Below are 20893 nucleotides of genomic sequence, written 5' to 3'. Positions count from 1 at the left end.
GTTATTGTTTACTTTTTTTTCATAATATAAAATCCGGAAACCTGATCTACTTTTGAAAGATCGTCTTTAATTCTAATTTTGGTATTGCCATCCATCCAAGTATAATCGCCTATATAGGTTCTGAGGGTGTCTATTTTTCCATTGCCATTAAATTCAATTGTAATAGCATCTGTTAGGGCCTGCACATTAACAGATTGTTTTCGACCACGGGTTTGACCAGAATAAGTACCGGTGATTTCGTTCGGGTCAAAATCTAATTCGATTCCTTCATATTCTTTTTTCTCAAGGATATTCCAAGTAATTTTATTGGCGAAAAAATTTCCGCCATGAGGTCCTGCTGTATTTACAAGACAAATAATATATAGGTCTTCTTCGGGGTAATATCTGGTATCAGATAAAAAGCCTGGTATGCCACCACCATGACCGATTTCTTGATGGCCATAATTCGTGAAGTTGGTAAGTCCCATAGCGTATCTTACCTGAATCCCATCGTTTAAAGTTTTTGGGGTTATTAATTCTTGATACTGTTCATTGCTAACTATTTTTTGATTATGCAAAGCATTCATCCAAATTAAAAGGTCTTCTGTGGTACTACATAATGAACCCGCTGCGTAAGGCCATTTATGGTTTAAATATTGTTTTTGTTGTAAACCTTCCGGACTAAAATCGTAACCATAGGCTTTGTTTTTGACTGCCTTGCTCGTAGAACAGTAATACGTGTTCTTCATACCTAAAGGCTCAAAAATCACTTCGTCTAAATATTGTTCGTAAGCCTTCTCAGTAACTTTTTCAATAATCAATCCCAAGAAAAAATAAGCGGAATTATTATAGATTAAGGCTTCACCTGGTTCAAATAGAAAATCTTTAGTTTCTATAATTCTGGTTAAGGAATCTCTTGGTAGGTCTTGCGGGACAAGACTTCCAAATTCTTCAATTTCTGTATAACTGGCAATGCCAGAAGTATGATTTAGTAGATGATTAATGGTAACTTTTCGACCTTTGGTATCATAATCCAAATACTTGGTGAAATCATCTTCTAAAGATAGTTTGCCTTCTTCAACCAATTTTAGAATGGCAACGGCAGTGAATTGTTTAGTCACTGAACCAATTTCAAAACTGGCATTTTCAGGCATCGGTACGTCAAGTTCTAAACTTGCCTGACCATAGGCTTGTTTTAAAAGTGTCTCACCATTTTGATGAATTAAAACGGCTCCGCCTGCAACCATACTGCTATCAATAGAAGCGGTAAAAAGGGAATCCGTATACTTTTCTAAGCCTGTTAGTTGCGGTTCAACATAGGCTTTCTCGTTTCTGCAGCTTGCCGTAATACTTAGTATAGCTAGAGCTAAAATCAGTAAATGTTTCATTTGGTTTTTTATTGGTTTATTTTTTTATATATCCTGGTCCTCTTACTACCCTTCCCGGGGTAGCTCCTGTATGTTCGCTATCTTGTAAAACTTGTTTTCCGTTTACAAAAACATGTACCATGCCTTCTGAAAATTGATGGGGACTATCAAAAGTGGCTTTATCAATAATGGTTTCCGCATTAAAAATGGCGATATCGGCATAATTGCCTGTTTTGAGGGCTCCTCTTTTTTTGATTTTAAGGTTACTAGCTGGCAAACCACTTAGTTTATAAATAGCCTCCTCGAGTGAAATTATTTTTTCTTCGCGTACATATTTACCCAGTAGCCTTGCAACATTGCCATATGCTCTTGGGTGAGGGCTATAATTGGTAAATGGTTTTACCGGTGCTATTGAAGCCGCATCAGACCCAAAGCTCATGTACGGTAGCGCAATTTGTTTTTTTACATTTTCTTCAGACATTAGAAAGTATACGGTACCTACGCGACTGCTATCTTGTACCACTAGATCAATTGCGGTTTCTTCAGGACTAGTACCTCGCATGCGAGCCACTTCTCCTAAAGTTTTACCAGTGAGGTAGCGCAGGCTATCACTTCTAAACCCGTTTAAAATTAATTTTTCAGGACTGCCAGCGGCGAAGTATAGGTTTTCCCATCCATCACCTTTAGCCTTCATTTCGCTGATTACTTTTTTGCGGATAGCTGGGTCATGCAAACGCTCTGCCCATTTTCCATAACCACCTTCTTGCACCCATGGTGGCATCGAAGCATCCAAGCCAGTAGCACCAGCGGTATAATTATACATATCGGTGGTGATTTTTAAGCCCGAAGTACGTGCAGAGTCAATTTTGGCAATGGCGGCTTCCCACTTACTCCAATTATCTTTACCGCCAGCTTTTAAATGATAGATTTCTGCAGCTAGGTCGGCCTCATTGGCAATTTGTATTAGCTCATCAATGGCCTCTAACCAATAATCACCCTCGCTGCGCATGTGAGAGATGTACATTCCGCCATATTCTGAGGCAACTTTACATAATTCAATTAATTCTTGGGTATCAGCATAAAAAGCAGGAGCATAAATCAATGACGAACCAATGCCCATAGCACCTTCTTCCATTGCTGTTTTAGCAAGGACTTTCATATTATGCAATTCTTCAGGCATTGGTGGTCGGTTTGCTTCACCAAGCTCATGAATACGCAGAGTAGTGGCTCCAACGAAAGATGCCACATTGGTTGAAACTCCTTTATTTTGTAAAAATTCTAAATATTCGCCTAGCGTTGTCCATTCAATATCATACTTGAAATCTTTTTGAGTACGCTGCTGCTCTTGTCGCATTTCTACGTTTAATGGACCCATTGACCAACCTTCTCCCATTACTTCTAAGGTTACACCCTGACGAATGTCACTTTCAGATTTACCATCAATGATGAGTGATTCCGTAGACCAACTCAACATATTAATAAACCCAGGGCTTACCGAGAGGCCGGTAGCATCAATCTCTTTTAAGCCTTTGGCATTTTCTAATTTTCCTACTGCTGCGATAGTATCAGCATTGATTCCTAACGACCCTATATAAGAGGGTTGACCTGAACCATCTAAAATTTGTCCGTTTTTGATAAGGATGTCATAGGTATTAACTTTTACGCACCCAATCGCTGTAATTGCTAAAAAAGCAATCAAATAATTTTTTAAGTGATTCATTTTATTGGTTGGTTTATTGATTGTACAGGGGAGCTGCTACAAGATAACTAAGTTTTTGATTTATAGCGTACTTAGATCGGCTATGTTTTATCGTTTTTCGCTTCCTTTTCTTCCTTTTTTAGTTGTTGGTATCTTGTGTATAAGCGAACCCCAAGTCTAGCGAAGAGAATAACTGCAATTAATGTGATAATATTAATAGTACTCATAAATTCTATTTGGAAGTAGGTTTGCCAAACCATTTGGCAATTACATTTTCGGCAGGTTTAAATCTAGGTGAGAAATCTAAATTTGTTGGTGCATCTTCTTTTGTGCTTCTGTTATCCCATTGCCAAATGTACATTCCTGCGAACCATGGTTTGTACCAAAGTTGTTTAAAAAGAGCTTCATAAGCTAATTGTTGCGTTTGATCTGATTTTCTTTCGGAGAGGACACTTAAAAATGAATCCCATTCCCATGGCTTTACTGTGGCCGACGCATCACTTTTATACCCAACTTCAGTGAATAAAATAGGTTTTTGATAGGTCTGATGTAAAGTTTCAAGTTTTTTTAGGTGTCTAGACCATCCTTTTTCTATGGTCTCTAAATCTGGATTTTTATTTTTGGTTAATGGAAAATATGCCTGAATACCTATATAATCTAACTCATTCCAAAAATCGATATATTCATATTCGTCATGCCAATTAGCAGCATAGGTCAACTTTCCGGAATATATTTCTCTTATCTTCCGAATTAAAGTTATCCAACGTTCTGGTTGTTTTTTAATGGATGTTTTGAGCTCCGTACCAATACAAAACAATTCAGAATTAGTAAATTCTGCCATACGAGCATAATAGAGCATATATGCTTCATATGAATCAAACCAAGTACTCCATTCTGCATCAGATTCTAAGGTCAAATTTGCTCGCCAACCATTAAAAGTCCATAAGTGCGGCTTTAGTTGCACATGTAATCCTTTATCATGAATAGTTTGAATAGTATTAATAAAACTAGAATCTCTAGAGGTCCATTCGGCATCTTTATCAATGGGGCGACGAACAGTTTTAGAGGTTTCATCTTCTTGATCAATAAACGGAATTACTGCAACCCATTCCACATTCGCTTTAATTAGGGAATCAACAGAAGCTTCATTCTGCTCAGATCTCCAACCAAAAACACTCATGCCACGATGCATATTATCTAAAGCATAATAATCGCTGGGGACAAGCGCAGAGTTCATTAATTCATTATTCCATTCAAAATCATAATTTTCATTTGAGTTGGCAAAAACCAAGCTTTTAAATACCAAAAAGACAACTAGAATTGGGGCTAAAAGGCGATAGAATAATTGTTTTAAAAAAACTTTACTTCCTTTCTTTTTATTTAATCTAAAAAAGTATCTAATTATCCAAAAGGTGAGAAGAAAGAGAGCAAAAAGCACATGTATAGCTACAATAAAACTTGAATTCGACAAAAACTCAAAAAATAGTGTCGCAGCTTCACTAAATGTGCGTTTTCCTCTTGATATTCTGGCAGTAACAACTATAAGCACAATAAGCCAGGTCAGCAAATAAGTGACAAGTATATTACGGATTTCTTTTTTGACTATTGATTGATGCATAGGTTATTAAAGGTACTGAAAATAGCTGTTTATCCAGTTTGGCCATCGCCATCAATATCTTTATTGAGATGTAATTCTAAGGCTTCAAGTGTCTTTTTAAGAAGTGTTTTTGTGTTAGCAAGCTGGTTTTCTAGTTCTTTTACCCGTTCTTCAATACTATCGGCTTGCTTTTGTTGTTTTTCCAATTCATTTTCTTGTAATAAATCCCAAAAGATGCCCATATTATATTTTTTAAAAATGATTAAGTTATAATGGAAGAAACTAATTTTTCTTCTACTATCATATTGTCCTTAAGATAGACATAATAAGAACAATTCTGCTCATCCAAGGAAACCGATTTTTCTACTTTTTCATTTATAAAGTGAATGGCAGAACGGTCATCACAGGCATACCCATCAGTAAGTTTACCTTCCATTATGTTTTTATGGTACAAAGGTCTTCTTGATTTTTCCGAATTATAATGCGGGCAATGACTCTTGTTGATAAAGGACATTCCTTTAACAATGCTTAGCTCTTTTGGCCTAGAATCAGTAGTGCCTGCATTGAACCAGCACAAAGAGCCGGCACTACCTCCAGCCATTATACAACCTCTGTCATAGGCTTGTTTTAAAAGGATATCAATACCTTGCGCCTTCCAAATAGCTAACATATTCAATGTATTTCCACCACCGACGACAATGGCATCCATTTTAGAAATAATTTCTTCAAAGGTTTCTTGTTGGTCATAAGAATTAATCCAGACTTTTAATACATGAGGGTTTATCGATAAACCTTTACAAACCTCATAAAAGGCAATAATGTAGTCTTTGTCATCAGCAGTAGCAGTAGGTAAAAAACAGATGTTAGGGTTTTCTTTTTCTGTCAGTTGCGCTAAAAATCTTAAAAAGGGAATTCGATGTCTACCACTGCCATATACTAAGAGATGTTTTTTCATTTATCCAAAATACAAAACCGAACATTGGTGACAAAAATCATGAAACTTTTTTAATCAATGTTCAAGATTTTTAGCCTGTGAGGCTTCCTTGGTAAATTTAAAGTTGTTTTTCTAAGTAAGCTTTAAGAGCTTGCTCTTAAGTAATTTAATCTGAACTATTTTGTCGATTTCCATTATTTCGATTGCCTTTATAATTACTTCTATTTTTATTCCTGTTACGGTTTCTATTCCTGTTTTGGCTTTTACCTTGTTGATTGTTTTTAGCCTTAGGTTTTTGCTTTATTGTTGGTCCTTCGGGAGGGACGTCATCCATAAAAGGATGCTCTGGTAGTCTCGGTACTGCTTGTTTGATGAGCTTTTCAATATCTCGTAAATAGGGTCTCTCTTCAACATCACAAAAAGAAATGGCAATTCCGCTAGCGCTTGCACGACCAGTTCTACCGATACGATGTACGTAAGTTTCGGGTACATTTGGTAAATCGTGATTGACAACCAATGCAAGTTCTTCCACATCAATACCCCTAGCCGCAATATCTGTGGCAACCAAGACTTTTAATTTGCCATCTTTAAAAGCGCCGAGAGCTTTTTGACGAGCTGTTTGCGATTTATTGCCATGAATGGCGGCGGCTTCTATATTTGCTTGCCCTAGTTTCTTAACAATTTTATTCGCGCCATGTTTGGTTCTTGAAAATACCAACACAGAATCTTTAGGGCGACCTTCCAACAAATGAACCAACAATTTGGGTTTGTTTGATTTTGAAACAAAATAAACGCCTTGTTCCACTTTTTCGGCAGTCGCCTGTTGTGGTTTAATGGTCACTTGTTCAAAATCGCCTAGTATTTTTCTTGAAAGCTCTACAATGGTTTTGGGCATGGTAGCTGAAAAGAAAAGCGATTGTCTTTTGGGCGGAAGTTTGGCAATTAGCTTCTTAATATCATGAATAAAGCCCATGTCCAACATTTGGTCAGCTTCATCCAATACAGCATATTCAATATCTCGAAGCGAGATAAATCCTTGGTTCATTAAATCTAATAATCGACCAGGCGTTGCAATTAAAATATCAACGCCATTTCTTAAAATATTTACTTGTTTTCCTTGTTTGACACCTCCAAAAATAACCGTATTTCGTAGTCCGGTGTGTTTACCGTAAGCGGTGAAACTTTCTCCTATTTGTATGGCTAACTCTCTAGTTGGAGTAACTACTAAAGCCTTTATTTTTCTTCTTCCTTGTTGTTGACCAGCCTCATAAAGATGGTGTAGAATCGGAATACCAAAAGCGGCTGTTTTTCCGGTTCCGGTTTGGGCAACACCAAGCAAATCTTTTCCTTTTAGTAATATAGGAATCGCTTGTTCTTGAATAGGAGTAGGATTTGTATAGCCTTCATCTAATAAGGCCTTCAATATAGGTTCGGCTAAGCCGAGGTCTTTAAATGTCATTTCAATCAATAAGTGACGAAGGTACTTCAATTTATGACAATCCAGTCATTCAAACCTACAGTTCGGTAGTTCTTATTCTATAGAATATTGACCTAGTTGCATATTTGTCTCATCAATTTAAAAACGCAATCAAAAATTATTACAAACGAATAATCATGAGAAACAAATTCTTCTTTTTCTTTTTTAGTATTGTTTGGGTTTCATCAGCCCAAACACTTATCGAGGGCACAGTTACTGATAAGTCAAATAATCCAATTGTTGGAGCGAATGTATATTTAGAGGGCACTTATGACGGAGCATCTACAATTGAAGGAGGTAAGTTTTCTTTTGAAACTACAGAAATTGGCACCCAAACTTTAGTCATTTCTATGTTATCTTATGAAGCGCATTATGAGGTAGGCGATGTTACTTATTTAAAAAACTTAAACATCCAATTGGTGGAATCTATTAACCAATTAACAGGGGTAACCCTTTCTGCAGGTACCTTTGAAGCTGGTGACAATTCTAAGGTCTCCGTTTTAAAGCCTTTAGATATAGTAACTACAGCTGGTGCAGCTGGTGATTTTGTTGCTGCATTACAAACCTTACCCGGAACAAGTACGGTCAATGAAGATGGTCGTTTGTTTGTAAGAGGCGGTGCAGCAGGAGAAACCCAGGTCTTTATTGATGGACTTCGAGTTTTTCAGCCTTTTAATGCTACAGCTAATAACATTCCAACTAGAGGACGGTTTTCTCCTTTTCTTTTTAAAGGAATTACATTCAGCACCGGAGGGTATTCAGCCGAATATGGCCAAGCCCTTTCTAGTGTTCTTTTATTAAGTACTACTGACGTACCGGATCAAGAAAAGACAGATATTAATATTATGTCAGTTGGTGGAGGAATTGGTCATACCGAAATTTGGGGAAACCAATCCATTAGTTTTAATACACAATATATCAATCTGGCGCCTTATGAAGCATTGATACCATCAACTCAAGGAATTAGTTGGAATAAACCTTTTGAGTCAATTTCTGGAGAAGCAGTTTTTAGAAATAAAGGAGAGCAAAGTATGTTTAAACTGTACACTGGTTTCAATCATTCTAATTTAGATATTAATCAAGAGGATATCAATTTTGAAGACTTCGTGCGTTTTCAACTAACCAATAATAATCTCTATTTTAATTCTTCCTATAAATATTTTTTTAAAAATGACTGGACTATAACAGCTGGTTCTAGTATATCAAAAGACAAAAATGAAATAACGGTTTTCGATACTGATGTTAGAGCAATTGAAACTGCTTTTCATTCAAAATTAAAATTAAAAAAAATATTTACAAATAGGTTTAATATTAGTCTGGGAGCCGAGTTCTTTAATATAGATTATGATGAAAACATAGTTACGCCAGATAATTCTGAATTTGAGAATGGATTTAATGATCAACTGTTCGCAAGTTTTATTGAAAGTGATATTTTCTTTAGTAATAAACTTGCAATGAAGCTAGGGGCAAGAGTTGAAAGTACAAAGGTTATTGATGAATTCACTTTTTCACCAAGACTTTCTTTAGCATATAAAACTAGTGAGAATGGCCAGTTTTCTTTGGCTTATGGTGATTTTTATCAAAACCCATTAAATGATATTTTGGTGTATGAACAAGATTTGCTTTCTGAGAAAACATCACATTACATTTTCAATTATCAATATTTAAAAAATGGTAAAACTTTTAGAGCAGAGGCTTATTATAAGGACTATGATAATTTGGTCAAGTATGATACTAATCTTCCACAATTTGATTCTCAGTATGAAAACTCTGGAAACGGATATGCAACTGGTTTAGATATCTTTTGGAGGGATAATAAAACTATTAAAAATCTAGATTATTGGGTATCTTATTCCTATTTGAATACAGAGCGTGATTTTAGAAATTTTAGGGAGCAAGCCACACCAAATTTTGCACCTAAACATAGTTTGTCATTAGTTACAAAACTTTGGGTAGATGATTTAAAATCTCAGGTAGGCCTTTCATACAATTATGGTTCTGGACGACCTTATGACAATCCTAATACACCAGAGTTTTTAGCTGAAAAAACTAAATCTTTTAATAATCTAAGTTTGAATTGGGCATATTTGATTGACCAACAGAAGATTTTATACTTCTCAGTCAATAATGTTTTAGGTTTCAATAATATTAATAATTACCAATATTCGAACACCCCAAATCTTGATGGAGTTTTTGAACGTCAAACGATTAGACCCTCGGCAGATAGCTTCTTTTTCGTTGGTTTTTTCTGGACAATTAGCACCGATAATAAAAGTAATCAGCTGGATAATTTATAAGTTTCAAAGACTTTTTTAGCCAATTAACAACACTTTTTAGATGTTGTACAACTTTTAGTTTGATTCCGGTCATTTCCATACGTACTTTGAATATTATGAAGAGATTCAATTTTTTCAGTAGTATAACTTTTTGTTTGTTGATGGTTATACTATTTTTTTGGCAAACTAGCCATGGTCAGAATCAGCCGCCTACGGTAACTGCTACAGGTTATCAAGCATATTGCACAGGTTCATCAAAGGCCATTGCAGAAACTATTAGTATTACTGACCCTGACGATACCACAACATCGGCCGTTTATATTCAAATTTCAGGTGGTTATGTTAATGGCGAAGATTTATTAAGTTTAGTGGGAACGCATCCTAACATCACCAGTTCCTGGAACCTGGTTGAAGGAGAGTTAAGTTTAGAAGGTCCAGCAACTTATACAGAATTTGAAGCAGCCATATTAGCAACAGAATTTTCTAGCTCAAGCACAAGTCCTACTGGCTCAAGACAATTTTCGATTACAGTTGGCGAACCCAATTTTTTGCCTGAAAGTCAGCATTATTATGAATTTGTTTCTTCACCAGGTATTTCCTGGACTGCTGCAGAAGCAGCAGCAGCTTCAAGAACTTATTTTGGTTTACAAGGTTATTTAGTGACATTGACATCACAAGAAGAAGCAGATTTTGCAGGGCAACAAGCTAGTGGTTTTGGTTGGATTGGAGCAACAGATGTCGCAGTGGAAAATGAGTGGCGCTGGGTTACCGGACCAGAGGCAGGCACTCTATTTTGGCAAGGTCTTTCGAATGGAACCGAAATCACTTATGCTAATTGGAATGGTGGTGAACCCAATGATTATGGCAGTGGAGAAGATTATGCTCACATTGCCGCAGCTTCAGTAATTAGAGGTGGTGCTCCAATTGGAGCTTGGAATGACTTACCTAATGGAGGAGGAGGAGGAGCGTACGCTTCTCAAGGTTACGTGGTTGAATATGGTGGTATGCCAGGTGATCCCGTTTTAAACATTTCAGCTTCTACAACCATGGTGATACAATGCAAATTGATTACCAATAGAAATATAACTTATGGTGTGAATAAGAATTAAAATCTGATTCTGAACTAATCTACAATTCATCCTCATTTTTTGACAACTCGGTAGCTTTACTTTTCTACACATTATATTCTTAAAGACTTTTGTTTCATAAATCAAAAAACAACAGTCATGAAAAAATTAATAGTACCAATCCTTTTTTTAATTACCGGAGTTTTAAATGCACAAGATCAATACGCTAAGGGTATGGAGAAAGCCATGCAACTTTGGACCGAACAGAAAACTGCTGAAGCTTCAAATCTTTTTGAAAGAATTGCAATGGCTGAAAGTGACAATTGGCTTCCATATTTCTACGTTTCTGTTGTCAATACAACAGCATCTTTTGGAGAAAAAGATGAAGAAAAATTAACGCAACAATTAGAAAAGGCAAAAGAGTTTATAGCAATTGCAAAGAGAATTTCGCCAGATAATCCTGAAATTTTAGTACAAGAAGCTATGATAAATACCGCTTGGATTGCTTTTGATGGTGCCACATATGGTATGACATTATCTGGAAAGAACGTCAAATTGTATAATGAAGCAATGAAAATAGCTCCACAGAACCCTCGAGTACTATTATCAAAAGCTGAATGGGATATGGGTTCAGCTCGTTATTTTGGAAAGGACACTACTCCATATTGTAATGATATTGAAAAGGCTTTAGAACTTTTTGCTACCTTTAAATCTGATATTCCTTTTTATCCTGTTTGGGGTAAAGAAAGAGCTGAACAAGTTTTAAAGGAATGTAAAGCATAATGCATGTGGAGTTTTGTCAAAGTAGTTAAGATTTCTTTACTGATTACGGTTTTTGTTGCTATTCTTAGCATTTTTATATTTGGGAATAATGATTACTCTTTGGAAAGTATTTCCCGAAACTTAATTATTGCCTTTGTTTTTTCTTTTGGACTCACTTTAGTTAACTCATATTACTACGATGGAATGAATCTTCGATATTCATGGGAGAAAGATCCAAAGAAACGGTTATGGTTTGGAGCCATTGGGTCTTTGGTATTGACTCTAATAACTTTTGGGCTGCTTCGATTTTTAGTCTATTATTATTTTACTGGTAGTTCTTTCTACGAGTTTGTGGAACGCGAAAAAAATGAGACGGGCTCTTATGTAATTGCACTGATTATTACCTTAATTGCATCTCTGTTCACCCATGCTTTTTATTTCTATCGTACCCTTCAAAAAAGAGAGGTAAAAGAGCAAAAAATAATTGCTGGTACCGCCTCTGCACGATTTGACGCGCTAAAAAATCAATTAGATCCGCACTTTCTCTTCAATAGTCTTAATGTATTGACTAGTCTAATTGAAGAAGATCCACATCAAGCTCAAAAGTTTACAACCTCGCTATCTAAAGTTTATCGATACGTTTTGGAACAAAAGAACAAAGACTTAGTTACAGTAGATGAAGAACTAAATTTCGCACGTACCTACGTTAGGTTATTAAAAATGCGTTTTGAAGATAGCATCGTATTTGACATACCAGAGCAATCTAGCCAGCCAGATGCCAAGATCATACCACTTTCTTTGCAACTACTTTTAGAAAATGCTGTAAAACATAATGTAGTGACTTCCTCAAGGCCTTTACATATTAAGGTATTTGAGAGTAATGGTAACCTTGTTGTTGAAAATAATCTGCAAGAAAAACAAGTCGTTAAAAAGAGCAGTGGAGTTGGTCTGCAAAATATTCGCCAACGTTATGATATTTTAACGGATAAACTGGTATTTATAAACAAAACAAAGTCCGATTTTAGTGTATCTCTACCCATGTTATCTAAACAAGTTTCCGTGATGGAAACACAAGAAGAACACATTGAGGAAAAACGTTATTTAAAGGCTAAAGAAAGGGTTGAAGCACTTAAAGGTTTTTATGGTAATCTCATTGCTTATCTTATTGTTATACCCTTTTTATGGTGGCTTAACTTGCGAACAACTGATTTCATTTGGGCGATATTCCCAACTTTAGGTTGGGGCTTTGGTTTAACTATGCACGCCTTAGAGGCCTTTGGCTATAATCCAATCTGGGGTAAACGTTGGGAACAAAAGAAAATCCAAGAATTAATGGAAAATGAAGACTTTTAAATTAAAAAAGCGATAGTTCTTCTTACAAATTCAGCAATTCATTTTCAATACTACCCAGCCTTTTTTCAATCCATCCTATTAAAACTACAATTCAGTAATACACTTTTTTAGAATAGCCCACTTATTGAGAGATTTGGTATGTAATTAATAACAAAATAAAAGCATATCATCATGGAAAACATAAACGAATACAAATACAATAAAGCTGTTGAAAGAGTAAAATGCATTAAGTCTTTTTACACCCACCTAACAATCTATTTTTTGGTCATAAGCGCTTTAGCCTATATCAACTATTCTACAACTAGTTTTGTTTGGGTAATCTTTCCTGCAGTAGGATGGGGATTAGGACTCATAAGTCATGGTCTTCGCGCTTTTGGTCAAAACTTGATTTTCGGTAAAGATTGGGAAGAGCGAAAAATTAAAGAATTAATAGAAAGTGATAAACTATAATACATCAACCAAAAAGCGAATAAAATGGAAAACTATAACGAGAGTAAATATTTAAGAGCAAAGAAAAATGTAGAAGAAATCAAAGCTTTTTATGGAAGAGTGATACGAGGCATTGTTGCAATTCTAATTGTCGGGGCTATAAACTATTATCTGAATGAATGGCAAAGACCATGGTTTTTATGGGTTGTTTTTGGGGTAAGTTTAAGTCTTTTTATTAGGGCTTCTAAGATTTACGGATTAAATATGATTTTTGGTAAAGACTGGGAAGAGCGGAAAATAAAAGAGTTTATTGAGAAGGGCGATTTTTAAACTTTTATCTTTAAAAACCAACAAACCATTATTATGGAAAACACAAATAATAACAACAAATACTTAAGAGCTAAGGAGCGCGTTGACGAGCTAAAAAAGTTCTATGGACACTTAACATCTTATTTTATTGTAATAGCCGGCCTTGGAGCCTTAAATTATTGGGTAAATGAATGGAGGTATATGTGGTTTTTATGGGCAGCTTTTGGCTGGGGAATAGGCGTTATATCGCATGCGATAGGTACTTTTAGTCTTAATCCATTTTTTGGTAAGGACTGGGAGAAACGTAAGATTAAAGAGTATATGGAAAAGGAGAATGATCAGAGAAAATGGCAATAGTTATGGAAGATTTAAAAACAGAAAAGCTCAATAGAGCAAAGAAAAGAGTAGAACAGATAAAGGGATTTTATATTCATGCCACAATTTATACGATAATAAATATTTTTATTTTGGTTAATATTTTTATTGGCAATGGATATGATGGTGAAAATTTTTGGCAATTTTCTCATTTTTTAACCCCTTTCTTTTGGGGTATTGGTTTATTTTTTCATGCTGCTAAGGTTTTTAATTTTAATCCAATTTTAAATAAGGATTGGGAAAAACGTCAAATAGAAAAGTATATGGAAGAGGACCGTAAGATTTCTGAAAAATATACTAAGAAATGAAAAAGGAATATAGCGCAACATCGCAATTAGAGCGCGCTCAAGAACGCGTAAAGAAACTTAAGAGTTTTTATAAACATTTAATGGTTTATATAATTATTAATGGTCTTTTGCTCTTATTTTCTGGTAAAATGACTTTTATTCTCTTAAGTAAAGAGGCTTTAGGTAATCCTGATTTTATGAAATGGATTAATTGGAATGTATATGGGACACCAATAATCTGGGGTTTAGTATTGTTAGCACATGCTGCAGTGGTTTTTATTCCAAGTCCCTTCAAAAAATGGGAAGAACGTAAAATAAAAAGCTATATGGAAAAGGAGAGAATGAGAAACAATTCAAATTCCATGTAGTAACCATTCGTATGGAAAATAAAACAATTAAATACAAACGTGCTACTAAAAGGGTGAAACAATTAAAAGGTTTTTATAATCATATTAAAATCTTTGTGGTGGTGAATTTGGCTCTTTATTTAATTAAAAGTGGCTGGATTCATTCTTGGCTGCCAAATGGTTTTCCAAGAGCTTCTTATTATTTTGATTGGATAAATGAAAATTTCATAATCTGGGGTATATTTTTAATTTTTCATGGTTTGCTTGTTTTTCGTAACAAACTTCCTTTTTTTAAAAACTGGGAGAAAAAGCAAATACAGAAATTCATGGAACAAGAAAGTAAAGAAGAGAATAAGTATAGATAGTTTGATAAATTTTATCGAAGTTTAAGTATCAATATTAAAATAAACCTGAATGAAAGTTATCATTATTGAGGACGAAAAACCTGCAGCTAGAAGATTAGGAAGATTATTGAGTGATTTAAATGTTGCGGTTTCAACAATGCTTCATTCTGTTGAAGAATCAATTGAGTGGTTTCAAAATAATAAACACCCTGATTTAATCTTTTTAGACATTCAACTTTCGGATGGATTATCATTTGAAATATTCGATGTTGTTGATGTTAAAAGTGCTATCATTTTTACTACCGCTTATGATGAATATGCGCTGCAGGCTTTTAAGTTAAATAGCATTGATTATCTGCTAAAACCTATAGATGACGAGGAGCTTGAAAAAGCGGTAAAACAGTACAAAGAATTAAAGCCTGAAAAAGAACAAATTGCTGTTGATTTTGAAGACATTAAAAAGCTTTTAATTAACCCACTTGAACGCGAATTCAAAAAACGATTTACAGCCAAAGTTGGACAGCATATAAAAATTATTAATGCTGATGAAGTTGAGTGTTTTTATAGTGAAAATAAAGGCACTTATGCAGCTACTATTGATGGAAGAAATTATTTGTTGGATACCACTTTAGAAAACCTTGAAGACGAACTTTCACCAAAAATATTTTTCAGAGTAAGCCGTAAATTCTATGTTAATATAAATCATATTAATGATATAATTTCATATACTAATTCTAGACTTCAAATTAAGCTAAATAGCTTTAAAGAACAGGAAATTATTGTTAGCCGGGAGCGAGTAAAAGATTTTAAGTTATGGTTGGAATAAGAGTATTTAATAATCTGAATTTAAGATAATTAAATATCGTTATAGATTTTTCTTATACCAGCTATTTTTACTAAAATCACCCTTTTTCATCCACCCTATTATCATCAAAAGCCGATGGTAGCAATTTAGGAATTAATTTAATAAAAATTGGTAATAAAACAGCTCCACCTGGTAACATGAAAATAGCTAGAGACGGAATAGATTTAAAGAGGTCAAGAAGTTGACTTTGTATTTTTTTTCGCTCCTCTACATTTAAATCTTTAGAAGTTGCCTTGGCTAAAAGCTGTACTAACTCTCTACTTTCTGAAAGCTCCTTTTTAAGCCTTTTACTATTTCGTAAAATTAATTTACTGACATTTTTGGTCATCCCATCATAGAATTTTGATGCCAAATTTGTGTCTTGTAAATAGGGTATTTTTTGATGATTTTTAATGAAGAAAAGTTTAACATTTTCTAATGCATTTTTAGCGTTGGTTTTTGTCTTGTCTAAGACGCTAGAAATTTTAAAAATAAACTCTGATTCTGAGTGGTCTAAAGTAGCATCTTCCCAAACAGCTAAACAAGCAAAATCGAGCAAATAATCTTTCTCACATTCACTTAAATTATCTGGTATCATTTGAAGATAAGATCCTTCAAATTTTGTCTCGTTTAAATCAACATAGGTTAATGATGATTCTAATAATTGCATTAGTTTAAGATCATTATCATTTCGCTTTTTTGAATAAAGAGCGTGATAAGCTATGTTAATAGTTATATATTCTAAAACTTGAGCATGTCTTGTTAACGACTTAGAGTTTGACAAGTAGGCACTAAAAATTAAAATATCAACATATAATAAAGAGTTGGTTAAACTATTCCCAAAAGCTTTATTAAAAACGTTACCATTTAAGTAAATTCTTGACTCAACAAGCTTTTCAAGTTGTGCAATGGTTTTGCTTCCGGTCAATATTTTATTTAAGAAAGAGATTCTTCCAACCTCCATTTGTTGATAATAGGCAAAAACAGTATCAACAAACTTTTCAAAATCTGAACTGTTAGTTTCAAAACGAAAAGCAAAATATAAAGCCGTTAATAGATTTATTTTGGCTATCTCATCTTCCGATAGCTTATGTTCAGTAGGTATAAATGATGGAATGTCTAGATGTATGCCATAAACAAAGCCATTATCTAATAGCTCTAGATAGAGTTCTTTGTAAGAAGAATAGGGTAACTCTCCGGTTTTTAAAAGAGAACCAAATTTATTAATCCAACCTGGAGCAGATGGGTTCATAGGTTAATTTTCCAACTTCAAAGAAACATAAATTATAAGACTTTGGCTACAATGAAGTCATCTAATTAAATTAAAATTGAAAAGAAGAATTTTGAAAAGCAAAAGATTTTCTAACAGCTTTAGAACTCAATAAAATTACCCAAATCCAGGGTCCAATTATATTCTTTATAGTCAATTGCTACGCCCCTGGTCGTGGGAATCAGGTCTTGTTCTTTAAGAATCTTAAGTGAACCATCTTTGCCTCCAAAATCTCCCCTAAACCAACTAAACACAGAAGAAACAAATACTTTGTTTTGTGTGGTATCAAATGTTGTGGAACTTTTTAAAAAATACGTTGCGCTCTTGGCCAATTGATGATGTAAATCAATAGGGTAATAAATAGCAATTGGTGGACAGTCTTTTGCACCACAGTTAAGAGCAAAATGAATTCTGTAATCTGGATTTTCTACTCTTAATAATTTTTCGAACCCATTAGGAAAACTTTTTTTTACGTATCCCAATCCTAGTTTGGATTTAGACTTTCGAATTATCCCATGTTCAATCTTATCAAAAGAAATTTCATTTTCGGCTATAATTATTTGATTTCTTGAAAAGAAATGGTTTCGATTTTCATAAAGTTCCGGACTTTTTTTCAGAATTACTTGTATGTAAGCATTGTAGAGATTAATCCAAAAGGCTAACTTTTGTTCATCTGTTTTAAGGGTGTTAGCTAATTCTTCTAGGTCAATTTTCGCTAACTGCTCTTGAAGATATTCAGTGTTTTCACCTTTTTTAATTTTTTCTAAAAACTGCTCAGAAAGCGAATTAAGTTTCGTAGTCTGTGCTTCACACATGGAGAAGATTAACAAAAGAAAAATACTAATGCCTTTTAATTTCATATCATTTTGTTTCACCAGAAATTCAATTTACCACAGTTAATTAAGCACATGTGGTCTTTGTCGTAAAAGATTTAATTTCCTTTCTGAAATCTAGCAAACTAAATGCTGTTGATGTTTTATAAATTTATTAATGATGATAAGCTTTTCATTTGCAGTTTTAAAGTAAGAGCAATTCAAAAAACTCACGTTTCGTATTCCAAATGACGAATAGATTAATGAAACATAAAATTCAATAGCCTTTAGTTAATCGTTAAGTCGCAAAATAAAATGCTTGTTAAACATTAGTAGGTAATGACTTTTTGAAATCAATAAACTTTATTGATTTGCCTTATTTAGAAAAATATTAAAAAGCCAATCTTACTTGAGAAGTACTCTTTAACTAGTTTATGAAGCTTTTTTTGAAGTATTTTTTATTAAACCAATACCAGAAAAGAAGAAGAGTGCTCCCAAGACCCCATAAATAATCATAGCTCTCGTATTTTCACTATTATTTCCATACAATATTGCTGTATAAATTAAGCCTCCTATTCCCGCTAAGGTTAATATGGCTCCAAAAATCTTTTTTATATCCATGGCAGCAAAATAATAAAAAATTTAATTATCAATGGTTTTAATAATTTTACAAGGATTGCCAGCAGCGAATGTATCTGAAGGAATATCTTTAGTAATCACACTACCCGCACCAATTACTGTTCTGTCACCAATTGTAACACCAGGGCAAATAGTAACATTGCCACCTATCCAAACATCTTCACCAATAGTTATAGGTTTACCAAACTCCAAGCCGGAGGCCCGTGATTTGGCGTCCAAAGGATGTGTAGCTGTATATATTTGAACATTGGGTCCGAACATGGTTCTATCACCAATTTTAACAGGTGTAACATCTAGTACCGTACAATTAAAATTAAAAAAAACTCTTTTACCTAAATAAATATTAGTACCATAATCACAATAAAAAGGGGGTTGAATAAAGCAACTTTTACCCTGATTAGGAATGAGTAATTTGGCCAAACGTTTCAATTCTTTTCCGTTATCCGGTGAGCAAGTATTTAGTTTTTGTTGCAAGAGTCGAGCTTCAATCCGTTGAGATACTAATTCTTTGTCAAAAGGATTGTAAAGTTCACCATGTATCATTTTTACTTTTTCATTCATAAGCTCGAAAGTAAATCTTGAGTATTCAAGATAGTTGCAAATTCTTCGTTCAAACTTGCTAAGGTTGTTTGATGAATGATTTCTGAATCAAACTTATCCCCATTTGGAGCTATGCTGTCAAAAGTAGCCGTTGCGTCTGCAATTAAATAGGTTTTAAATCCAAGATTAGAAGCCATTCTAACACTTGTTGAAATGCAATGATTGGAAGTAAGGCCTGCTATAACGACTATTGAAATATCATCTTTATTTAATTGTTCTTCTAAATCGGTGCCAATAAATGCGCTATTTACATTTTTAGAGATAATAGGTTCTCCTTTAATTGGCAAAACTTCATTTTTTATAGCGAAGCCGGCTTTAGAAGGATGTAAAGGTGATTTTGGGTTTTGAGAACTGTGTTGGACGTGAAAAACAGGTAATTTAAGTGTACGCCATTTTTGAAGTAATGTTTTAGCATTTTCTTCTGCTTGATGGTTATTTCTGTTACCGCCATAATACTCCCAATCGTCTAAACCATATTGTATGTCAATGAGTAACAATGCTGAGTTATCAAATTCTAAATTCATCGTATTACTATTTTTTTTTCCATAACAATGTAGTCTATCCCTCCTTTTGTAAATTGAATGTTAGTCTCTTCCATACCAAAATTGGTATAAAAACTAACTTTATCCTTACGAGCATTACACCAAATATTTTCAATATTTAGGATACTTAATTTATTAAACATTGCTTTAAGTAATTCAGTGCCATATCCTTTGCCTTGCTGTTTATTTACAGTAGCAAATTTTCTAAACTGTACTCTTTTTCCTTGGAAAAATAGTGAAACAACGGAAACAAGATTATGATTAATAAATAGGCCATAGTGAAGCCCATGCTCATCATTTTTCAGTTTTATGTAATCAATATTTTTGTCCGGCCACATGACTTGATGCCTAATATCCCAAGTTTCGTAGTGTGCAATTTCTTTGATATTGAAATTCAAGAGAATAAAATTCTGTGATTTATACCTTAAACATGTTGGTCAATTAAAATGGTATTACCATCAGGGTCTTTAAAGACAAAGCTTGCTGGTCCGGTACTGTTTTCATCTGCCTCGCTCACCAATTTAATTTGATTAGCTTTTAGGTGTTTTTGTATTGTACGTACGTCATCATAACCCTTTACTGGTTGAGCATTTTCATCCCATCCAGGATTAAAAGTCATGATATTATTTTCAAACATGCCCTGGAACAAACCAATTAAGGTAGTACCATTTTTCATTATCATGTAGTTTTGCTCTATTGAACCTGCGAAAATCGCAAAGCCCAATTTTTCATAGAATGTTCGAGAAGTTTCTAAGTCCTTTACAGAAAGACTTAATGAGAATACGCCTAGTTTCATTTTTGTGTATAATGGTTATCTCTTAAAATTAAGAATTTTACTTAAGAACTTCACTTAAAACTAACCATACATTTTCCATTACAATTTGATGTCCTTCCGCGGTTGGATGAATACCATCTTCTAAGTTTAATTCTGGGTTACCGGCCACATTTTCCAAAAGAAAAGGTACAAGTGGAATATTATTTTCTTTTGCCAACTTAGGGAATATTTCGCGAAATTCTTTTGTGTATTCTGGCCCCATATTCGGTGGTATTTGCATGCCTGCCAAGACAATTCTGGTGTCATCGTTCTTTTTTTTGACCAAATTGATAATTGCTTGTAGATTAGAACTGGTTTCGTTCAACGGAATTCCTCTTAAACCGTCATTCGCACCTAGTTCTAAAACAAAAACATCGACTTTCTGATTAAGAACCCAATTTAATCTGTTTAATCCGCCAGCTGTTGTTTCGCCGCTCAAACCCGAATTGACAATGGTATAATTAAGGTTTAAAGAATCTATTCGTTTTTGAGTTAATGCAGGAAAAGCCTCTTCCAATTCTATACCATAACCAGCAGTCAAACTATCACCAAAAAACAGTATTACTTTATTACCATCCTCTATTAAAAGATTTTTTTGTTGTTCAGTCGTTTCTGATGTTTTATTTTGAGTTGTTTTTTTTGCTGAATCATCACACGATAACATTAAAAACAAAGCAAAAAAATAACGAAACTTTAAGAGGGTACGCATAGTAAAAAGAGGTGTTAAGTGAATTCAATTGCCTATTTTTCGATTTCGAAAAAATACAGCT

The 20893-nt window shown here is 34.1% G+C and carries 26 protein-coding genes; 11 read left to right on the top strand and 15 right to left on the bottom strand.

Going from position 1 to position 20893, the window contains the following annotated elements; translation table 11 throughout:
- Positions 1-8: 8 nt before the first annotated feature.
- The 7 genes from RM520_RS10085 to RM520_RS10055 all read right to left on the bottom strand — a co-directional run bounded on the left by RM520_RS10085 (position 9) and on the right by RM520_RS10055 (position 7035).
- Positions 9-1367, bottom strand: a complete 1359-nt coding sequence (locus RM520_RS10085) for a serine hydrolase domain-containing protein (protein WP_311387939.1) — start codon at positions 1365-1367, stop codon at positions 9-11.
- Positions 1368-1383: 16 nt separating this feature from the next.
- Complete coding sequence (locus tag RM520_RS10080) at positions 1384-3066, bottom strand: N-acyl-D-amino-acid deacylase family protein (protein WP_311387938.1); 1683 nt, start codon at positions 3064-3066, stop codon at positions 1384-1386.
- A gap of 80 nt (positions 3067-3146) precedes the next feature.
- Positions 3147-3272, bottom strand: a complete 126-nt coding sequence (locus tag RM520_RS10075; protein WP_311385590.1) for a hypothetical protein — start codon at positions 3270-3272, stop codon at positions 3147-3149.
- A 5-nt stretch (positions 3273-3277) separates the two neighbouring features.
- Positions 3278-4663 carry a glycoside hydrolase family 113 gene (locus tag RM520_RS10070; protein ID WP_311387937.1) on the bottom strand — a complete coding sequence of 462 codons (1386 nt, stop codon included), beginning with the start codon at positions 4661-4663 and terminating at the stop codon, positions 3278-3280.
- Between the two features lie 29 nt (positions 4664-4692).
- Positions 4693-4884 carry a hypothetical protein gene (locus RM520_RS10065; RefSeq protein WP_311385588.1) on the bottom strand — a complete coding sequence of 64 codons (192 nt, stop codon included), beginning with the start codon at positions 4882-4884 and terminating at the stop codon, positions 4693-4695.
- A gap of 20 nt (positions 4885-4904) precedes the next feature.
- Positions 4905-5597 carry a Type 1 glutamine amidotransferase-like domain-containing protein gene (locus RM520_RS10060; protein WP_311385587.1) on the bottom strand — a complete coding sequence of 231 codons (693 nt, stop codon included), beginning with the start codon at positions 5595-5597 and terminating at the stop codon, positions 4905-4907.
- A 145-nt stretch (positions 5598-5742) separates the two neighbouring features.
- Complete coding sequence (locus RM520_RS10055; protein WP_311387936.1) at positions 5743-7035, bottom strand: DEAD/DEAH box helicase; 1293 nt, start codon at positions 7033-7035, stop codon at positions 5743-5745.
- Between the two features lie 155 nt (positions 7036-7190).
- Here RM520_RS10055 and RM520_RS10050 point away from each other — a divergent pair, with 155 nt between their 5' ends.
- The 11 genes from RM520_RS10050 (at position 7191) to RM520_RS10000 (ending at position 15428) form a co-directional block, all read left to right on the top strand.
- Positions 7191-9350, top strand: a complete 2160-nt coding sequence (locus RM520_RS10050; protein ID WP_311387935.1) for a TonB-dependent receptor — start codon at positions 7191-7193, stop codon at positions 9348-9350.
- A gap of 140 nt (positions 9351-9490) precedes the next feature.
- On the top strand, positions 9491-10438 hold the full coding sequence (locus RM520_RS10045; protein ID WP_311387934.1) for a C-type lectin domain-containing protein: 948 nt from the start codon (positions 9491-9493) through the stop codon (positions 10436-10438).
- A 117-nt stretch (positions 10439-10555) separates the two neighbouring features.
- Entirely contained in the window at positions 10556-11179 is a 624-nt protein-coding gene (locus RM520_RS10040) for a tetratricopeptide repeat protein (RefSeq protein WP_311387933.1), read from the top strand.
- 3 nt (positions 11180-11182) lie between these two features.
- The gene (locus RM520_RS10035) at positions 11183-12511 is read left to right on the top strand and encodes a 2TM domain-containing protein (protein WP_311387932.1); all 1329 of its coding nucleotides are present in this window, start codon (positions 11183-11185) and stop codon (positions 12509-12511) included.
- Between the two features lie 171 nt (positions 12512-12682).
- The gene (locus RM520_RS10030) at positions 12683-12961 is read left to right on the top strand and encodes a 2TM domain-containing protein (protein ID WP_311387931.1); all 279 of its coding nucleotides are present in this window, start codon (positions 12683-12685) and stop codon (positions 12959-12961) included.
- Positions 12962-12985: 24 nt separating this feature from the next.
- Positions 12986-13270, top strand: coding sequence for a 2TM domain-containing protein (locus RM520_RS10025; protein WP_311385580.1), 285 nt, complete (start codon positions 12986-12988; stop codon positions 13268-13270).
- 33 nt (positions 13271-13303) lie between these two features.
- Positions 13304-13606 (top strand): 2TM domain-containing protein, encoded by a 303-nt coding sequence (locus RM520_RS10020; RefSeq protein ID WP_311385579.1) that lies wholly within the window; start codon positions 13304-13306, stop codon positions 13604-13606.
- 2 nt (positions 13607-13608) lie between these two features.
- Positions 13609-13932 (top strand): 2TM domain-containing protein, encoded by a 324-nt coding sequence (locus RM520_RS10015; RefSeq protein WP_311385578.1) that lies wholly within the window; start codon positions 13609-13611, stop codon positions 13930-13932.
- Positions 13929-14279 (top strand): 2TM domain-containing protein, encoded by a 351-nt coding sequence (locus tag RM520_RS10010; protein ID WP_311387930.1) that lies wholly within the window; start codon positions 13929-13931, stop codon positions 14277-14279. The genes RM520_RS10015 and RM520_RS10010 overlap by 4 nt, the downstream gene beginning before the upstream one ends.
- Before the next feature lie 11 nt (positions 14280-14290).
- A complete protein-coding gene (locus RM520_RS10005) occupies positions 14291-14623 on the top strand; it encodes a 2TM domain-containing protein (RefSeq protein WP_311387929.1) in 333 nt (110 codons plus the stop codon).
- Positions 14624-14672: 49 nt separating this feature from the next.
- Positions 14673-15428 (top strand): LytR/AlgR family response regulator transcription factor, encoded by a 756-nt coding sequence (locus RM520_RS10000; RefSeq protein WP_311387928.1) that lies wholly within the window; start codon positions 14673-14675, stop codon positions 15426-15428.
- Positions 15429-15504: 76 nt separating this feature from the next.
- Here the strand turns inward: RM520_RS10000 and RM520_RS09995 are convergent, their stop codons facing one another.
- From RM520_RS09995 to RM520_RS09960, 8 genes are all read right to left on the bottom strand, one after another.
- The gene (locus RM520_RS09995) at positions 15505-16698 is read right to left on the bottom strand and encodes an LETM1-related biofilm-associated protein (RefSeq protein ID WP_311387927.1); all 1194 of its coding nucleotides are present in this window, start codon (positions 16696-16698) and stop codon (positions 15505-15507) included.
- Between the two features lie 119 nt (positions 16699-16817).
- Positions 16818-17576 carry a DUF547 domain-containing protein gene (locus RM520_RS09990; protein ID WP_311387926.1) on the bottom strand — a complete coding sequence of 253 codons (759 nt, stop codon included), beginning with the start codon at positions 17574-17576 and terminating at the stop codon, positions 16818-16820.
- A 384-nt stretch (positions 17577-17960) separates the two neighbouring features.
- Positions 17961-18149: a hypothetical protein gene (locus RM520_RS09985; RefSeq protein WP_311387925.1), complete on the bottom strand. Its 189-nt coding sequence runs from the start codon at positions 18147-18149 to the stop codon at positions 17961-17963.
- Between the two features lie 21 nt (positions 18150-18170).
- A complete protein-coding gene (locus RM520_RS09980) occupies positions 18171-18728 on the bottom strand; it encodes a sugar O-acetyltransferase (protein WP_311387924.1) in 558 nt (185 codons plus the stop codon).
- The gene (locus RM520_RS09975) at positions 18725-19291 is read right to left on the bottom strand and encodes a cysteine hydrolase family protein (protein WP_311387923.1); all 567 of its coding nucleotides are present in this window, start codon (positions 19289-19291) and stop codon (positions 18725-18727) included. The genes RM520_RS09980 and RM520_RS09975 overlap by 4 nt, the downstream gene beginning before the upstream one ends.
- Positions 19288-19707, bottom strand: a complete 420-nt coding sequence (locus RM520_RS09970; RefSeq protein ID WP_311387922.1) for a GNAT family N-acetyltransferase — start codon at positions 19705-19707, stop codon at positions 19288-19290. Before RM520_RS09970 ends, RM520_RS09975 begins: the two co-directional genes overlap by 4 nt.
- Positions 19708-19733: 26 nt before the next feature.
- Positions 19734-20105: a VOC family protein gene (locus tag RM520_RS09965; RefSeq protein WP_311387921.1), complete on the bottom strand. Its 372-nt coding sequence runs from the start codon at positions 20103-20105 to the stop codon at positions 19734-19736.
- Between the two features lie 37 nt (positions 20106-20142).
- The gene (locus tag RM520_RS09960; RefSeq protein WP_311385567.1) at positions 20143-20832 is read right to left on the bottom strand and encodes an arylesterase; all 690 of its coding nucleotides are present in this window, start codon (positions 20830-20832) and stop codon (positions 20143-20145) included.
- Between the last annotated feature and the right edge of the window lie 61 nt (positions 20833-20893).

Source organism: Croceitalea vernalis (assembly GCF_031846405.1).
Lineage (GTDB): Bacteria > Bacteroidota > Bacteroidia > Flavobacteriales > Flavobacteriaceae > Croceitalea > Croceitalea vernalis.
This window is presented reverse-complemented; position numbering and strand designations above follow the sequence as displayed.

Coding starts and splice junctions, on each gene's coding strand:
- RM520_RS10085 (WP_311387939.1), bottom strand. CDS start 1,367: ATGAAACATTTACTGATTTTAGCTCTAGCTATACTAAGTATTACGGCA.
- RM520_RS10080 (WP_311387938.1), bottom strand. CDS start 3,066: ATGAATCACTTAAAAAATTATTTGATTGCTTTTTTAGCAATTACAGCG.
- RM520_RS10075 (WP_311385590.1), bottom strand. CDS start 3,272: ATGAGTACTATTAATATTATCACATTAATTGCAGTTATTCTCTTCGCT.
- RM520_RS10070 (WP_311387937.1), bottom strand. CDS start 4,663: ATGCATCAATCAATAGTCAAAAAAGAAATCCGTAATATACTTGTCACT.
- RM520_RS10065 (WP_311385588.1), bottom strand. CDS start 4,884: ATGGGCATCTTTTGGGATTTATTACAAGAAAATGAATTGGAAAAACAA.
- RM520_RS10060 (WP_311385587.1), bottom strand. CDS start 5,597: ATGAAAAAACATCTCTTAGTATATGGCAGTGGTAGACATCGAATTCCC.
- RM520_RS10055 (WP_311387936.1), bottom strand. CDS start 7,035: ATGACATTTAAAGACCTCGGCTTAGCCGAACCTATATTGAAGGCCTTA.
- RM520_RS10050 (WP_311387935.1), top strand. CDS start 7,191: ATGAGAAACAAATTCTTCTTTTTCTTTTTTAGTATTGTTTGGGTTTCA.
- RM520_RS10045 (WP_311387934.1), top strand. CDS start 9,491: ATGGTTATACTATTTTTTTGGCAAACTAGCCATGGTCAGAATCAGCCG.
- RM520_RS10040 (WP_311387933.1), top strand. CDS start 10,556: ATGAAAAAATTAATAGTACCAATCCTTTTTTTAATTACCGGAGTTTTA.
- RM520_RS10035 (WP_311387932.1), top strand. CDS start 11,183: ATGTGGAGTTTTGTCAAAGTAGTTAAGATTTCTTTACTGATTACGGTT.
- RM520_RS10030 (WP_311387931.1), top strand. CDS start 12,683: ATGGAAAACATAAACGAATACAAATACAATAAAGCTGTTGAAAGAGTA.
- RM520_RS10025 (WP_311385580.1), top strand. CDS start 12,986: ATGGAAAACTATAACGAGAGTAAATATTTAAGAGCAAAGAAAAATGTA.
- RM520_RS10020 (WP_311385579.1), top strand. CDS start 13,304: ATGGAAAACACAAATAATAACAACAAATACTTAAGAGCTAAGGAGCGC.
- RM520_RS10015 (WP_311385578.1), top strand. CDS start 13,609: ATGGAAGATTTAAAAACAGAAAAGCTCAATAGAGCAAAGAAAAGAGTA.
- RM520_RS10010 (WP_311387930.1), top strand. CDS start 13,929: ATGAAAAAGGAATATAGCGCAACATCGCAATTAGAGCGCGCTCAAGAA.
- RM520_RS10005 (WP_311387929.1), top strand. CDS start 14,291: ATGGAAAATAAAACAATTAAATACAAACGTGCTACTAAAAGGGTGAAA.
- RM520_RS10000 (WP_311387928.1), top strand. CDS start 14,673: ATGAAAGTTATCATTATTGAGGACGAAAAACCTGCAGCTAGAAGATTA.
- RM520_RS09995 (WP_311387927.1), bottom strand. CDS start 16,698: ATGAACCCATCTGCTCCAGGTTGGATTAATAAATTTGGTTCTCTTTTA.
- RM520_RS09990 (WP_311387926.1), bottom strand. CDS start 17,576: ATGAAATTAAAAGGCATTAGTATTTTTCTTTTGTTAATCTTCTCCATG.
- RM520_RS09985 (WP_311387925.1), bottom strand. CDS start 18,149: ATGGATATAAAAAAGATTTTTGGAGCCATATTAACCTTAGCGGGAATA.
- RM520_RS09980 (WP_311387924.1), bottom strand. CDS start 18,728: ATGAATGAAAAAGTAAAAATGATACATGGTGAACTTTACAATCCTTTT.
- RM520_RS09975 (WP_311387923.1), bottom strand. CDS start 19,291: ATGAATTTAGAATTTGATAACTCAGCATTGTTACTCATTGACATACAA.
- RM520_RS09965 (WP_311387921.1), bottom strand. CDS start 20,105: ATGAAACTAGGCGTATTCTCATTAAGTCTTTCTGTAAAGGACTTAGAA.
- RM520_RS09960 (WP_311385567.1), bottom strand. CDS start 20,832: ATGCGTACCCTCTTAAAGTTTCGTTATTTTTTTGCTTTGTTTTTAATG.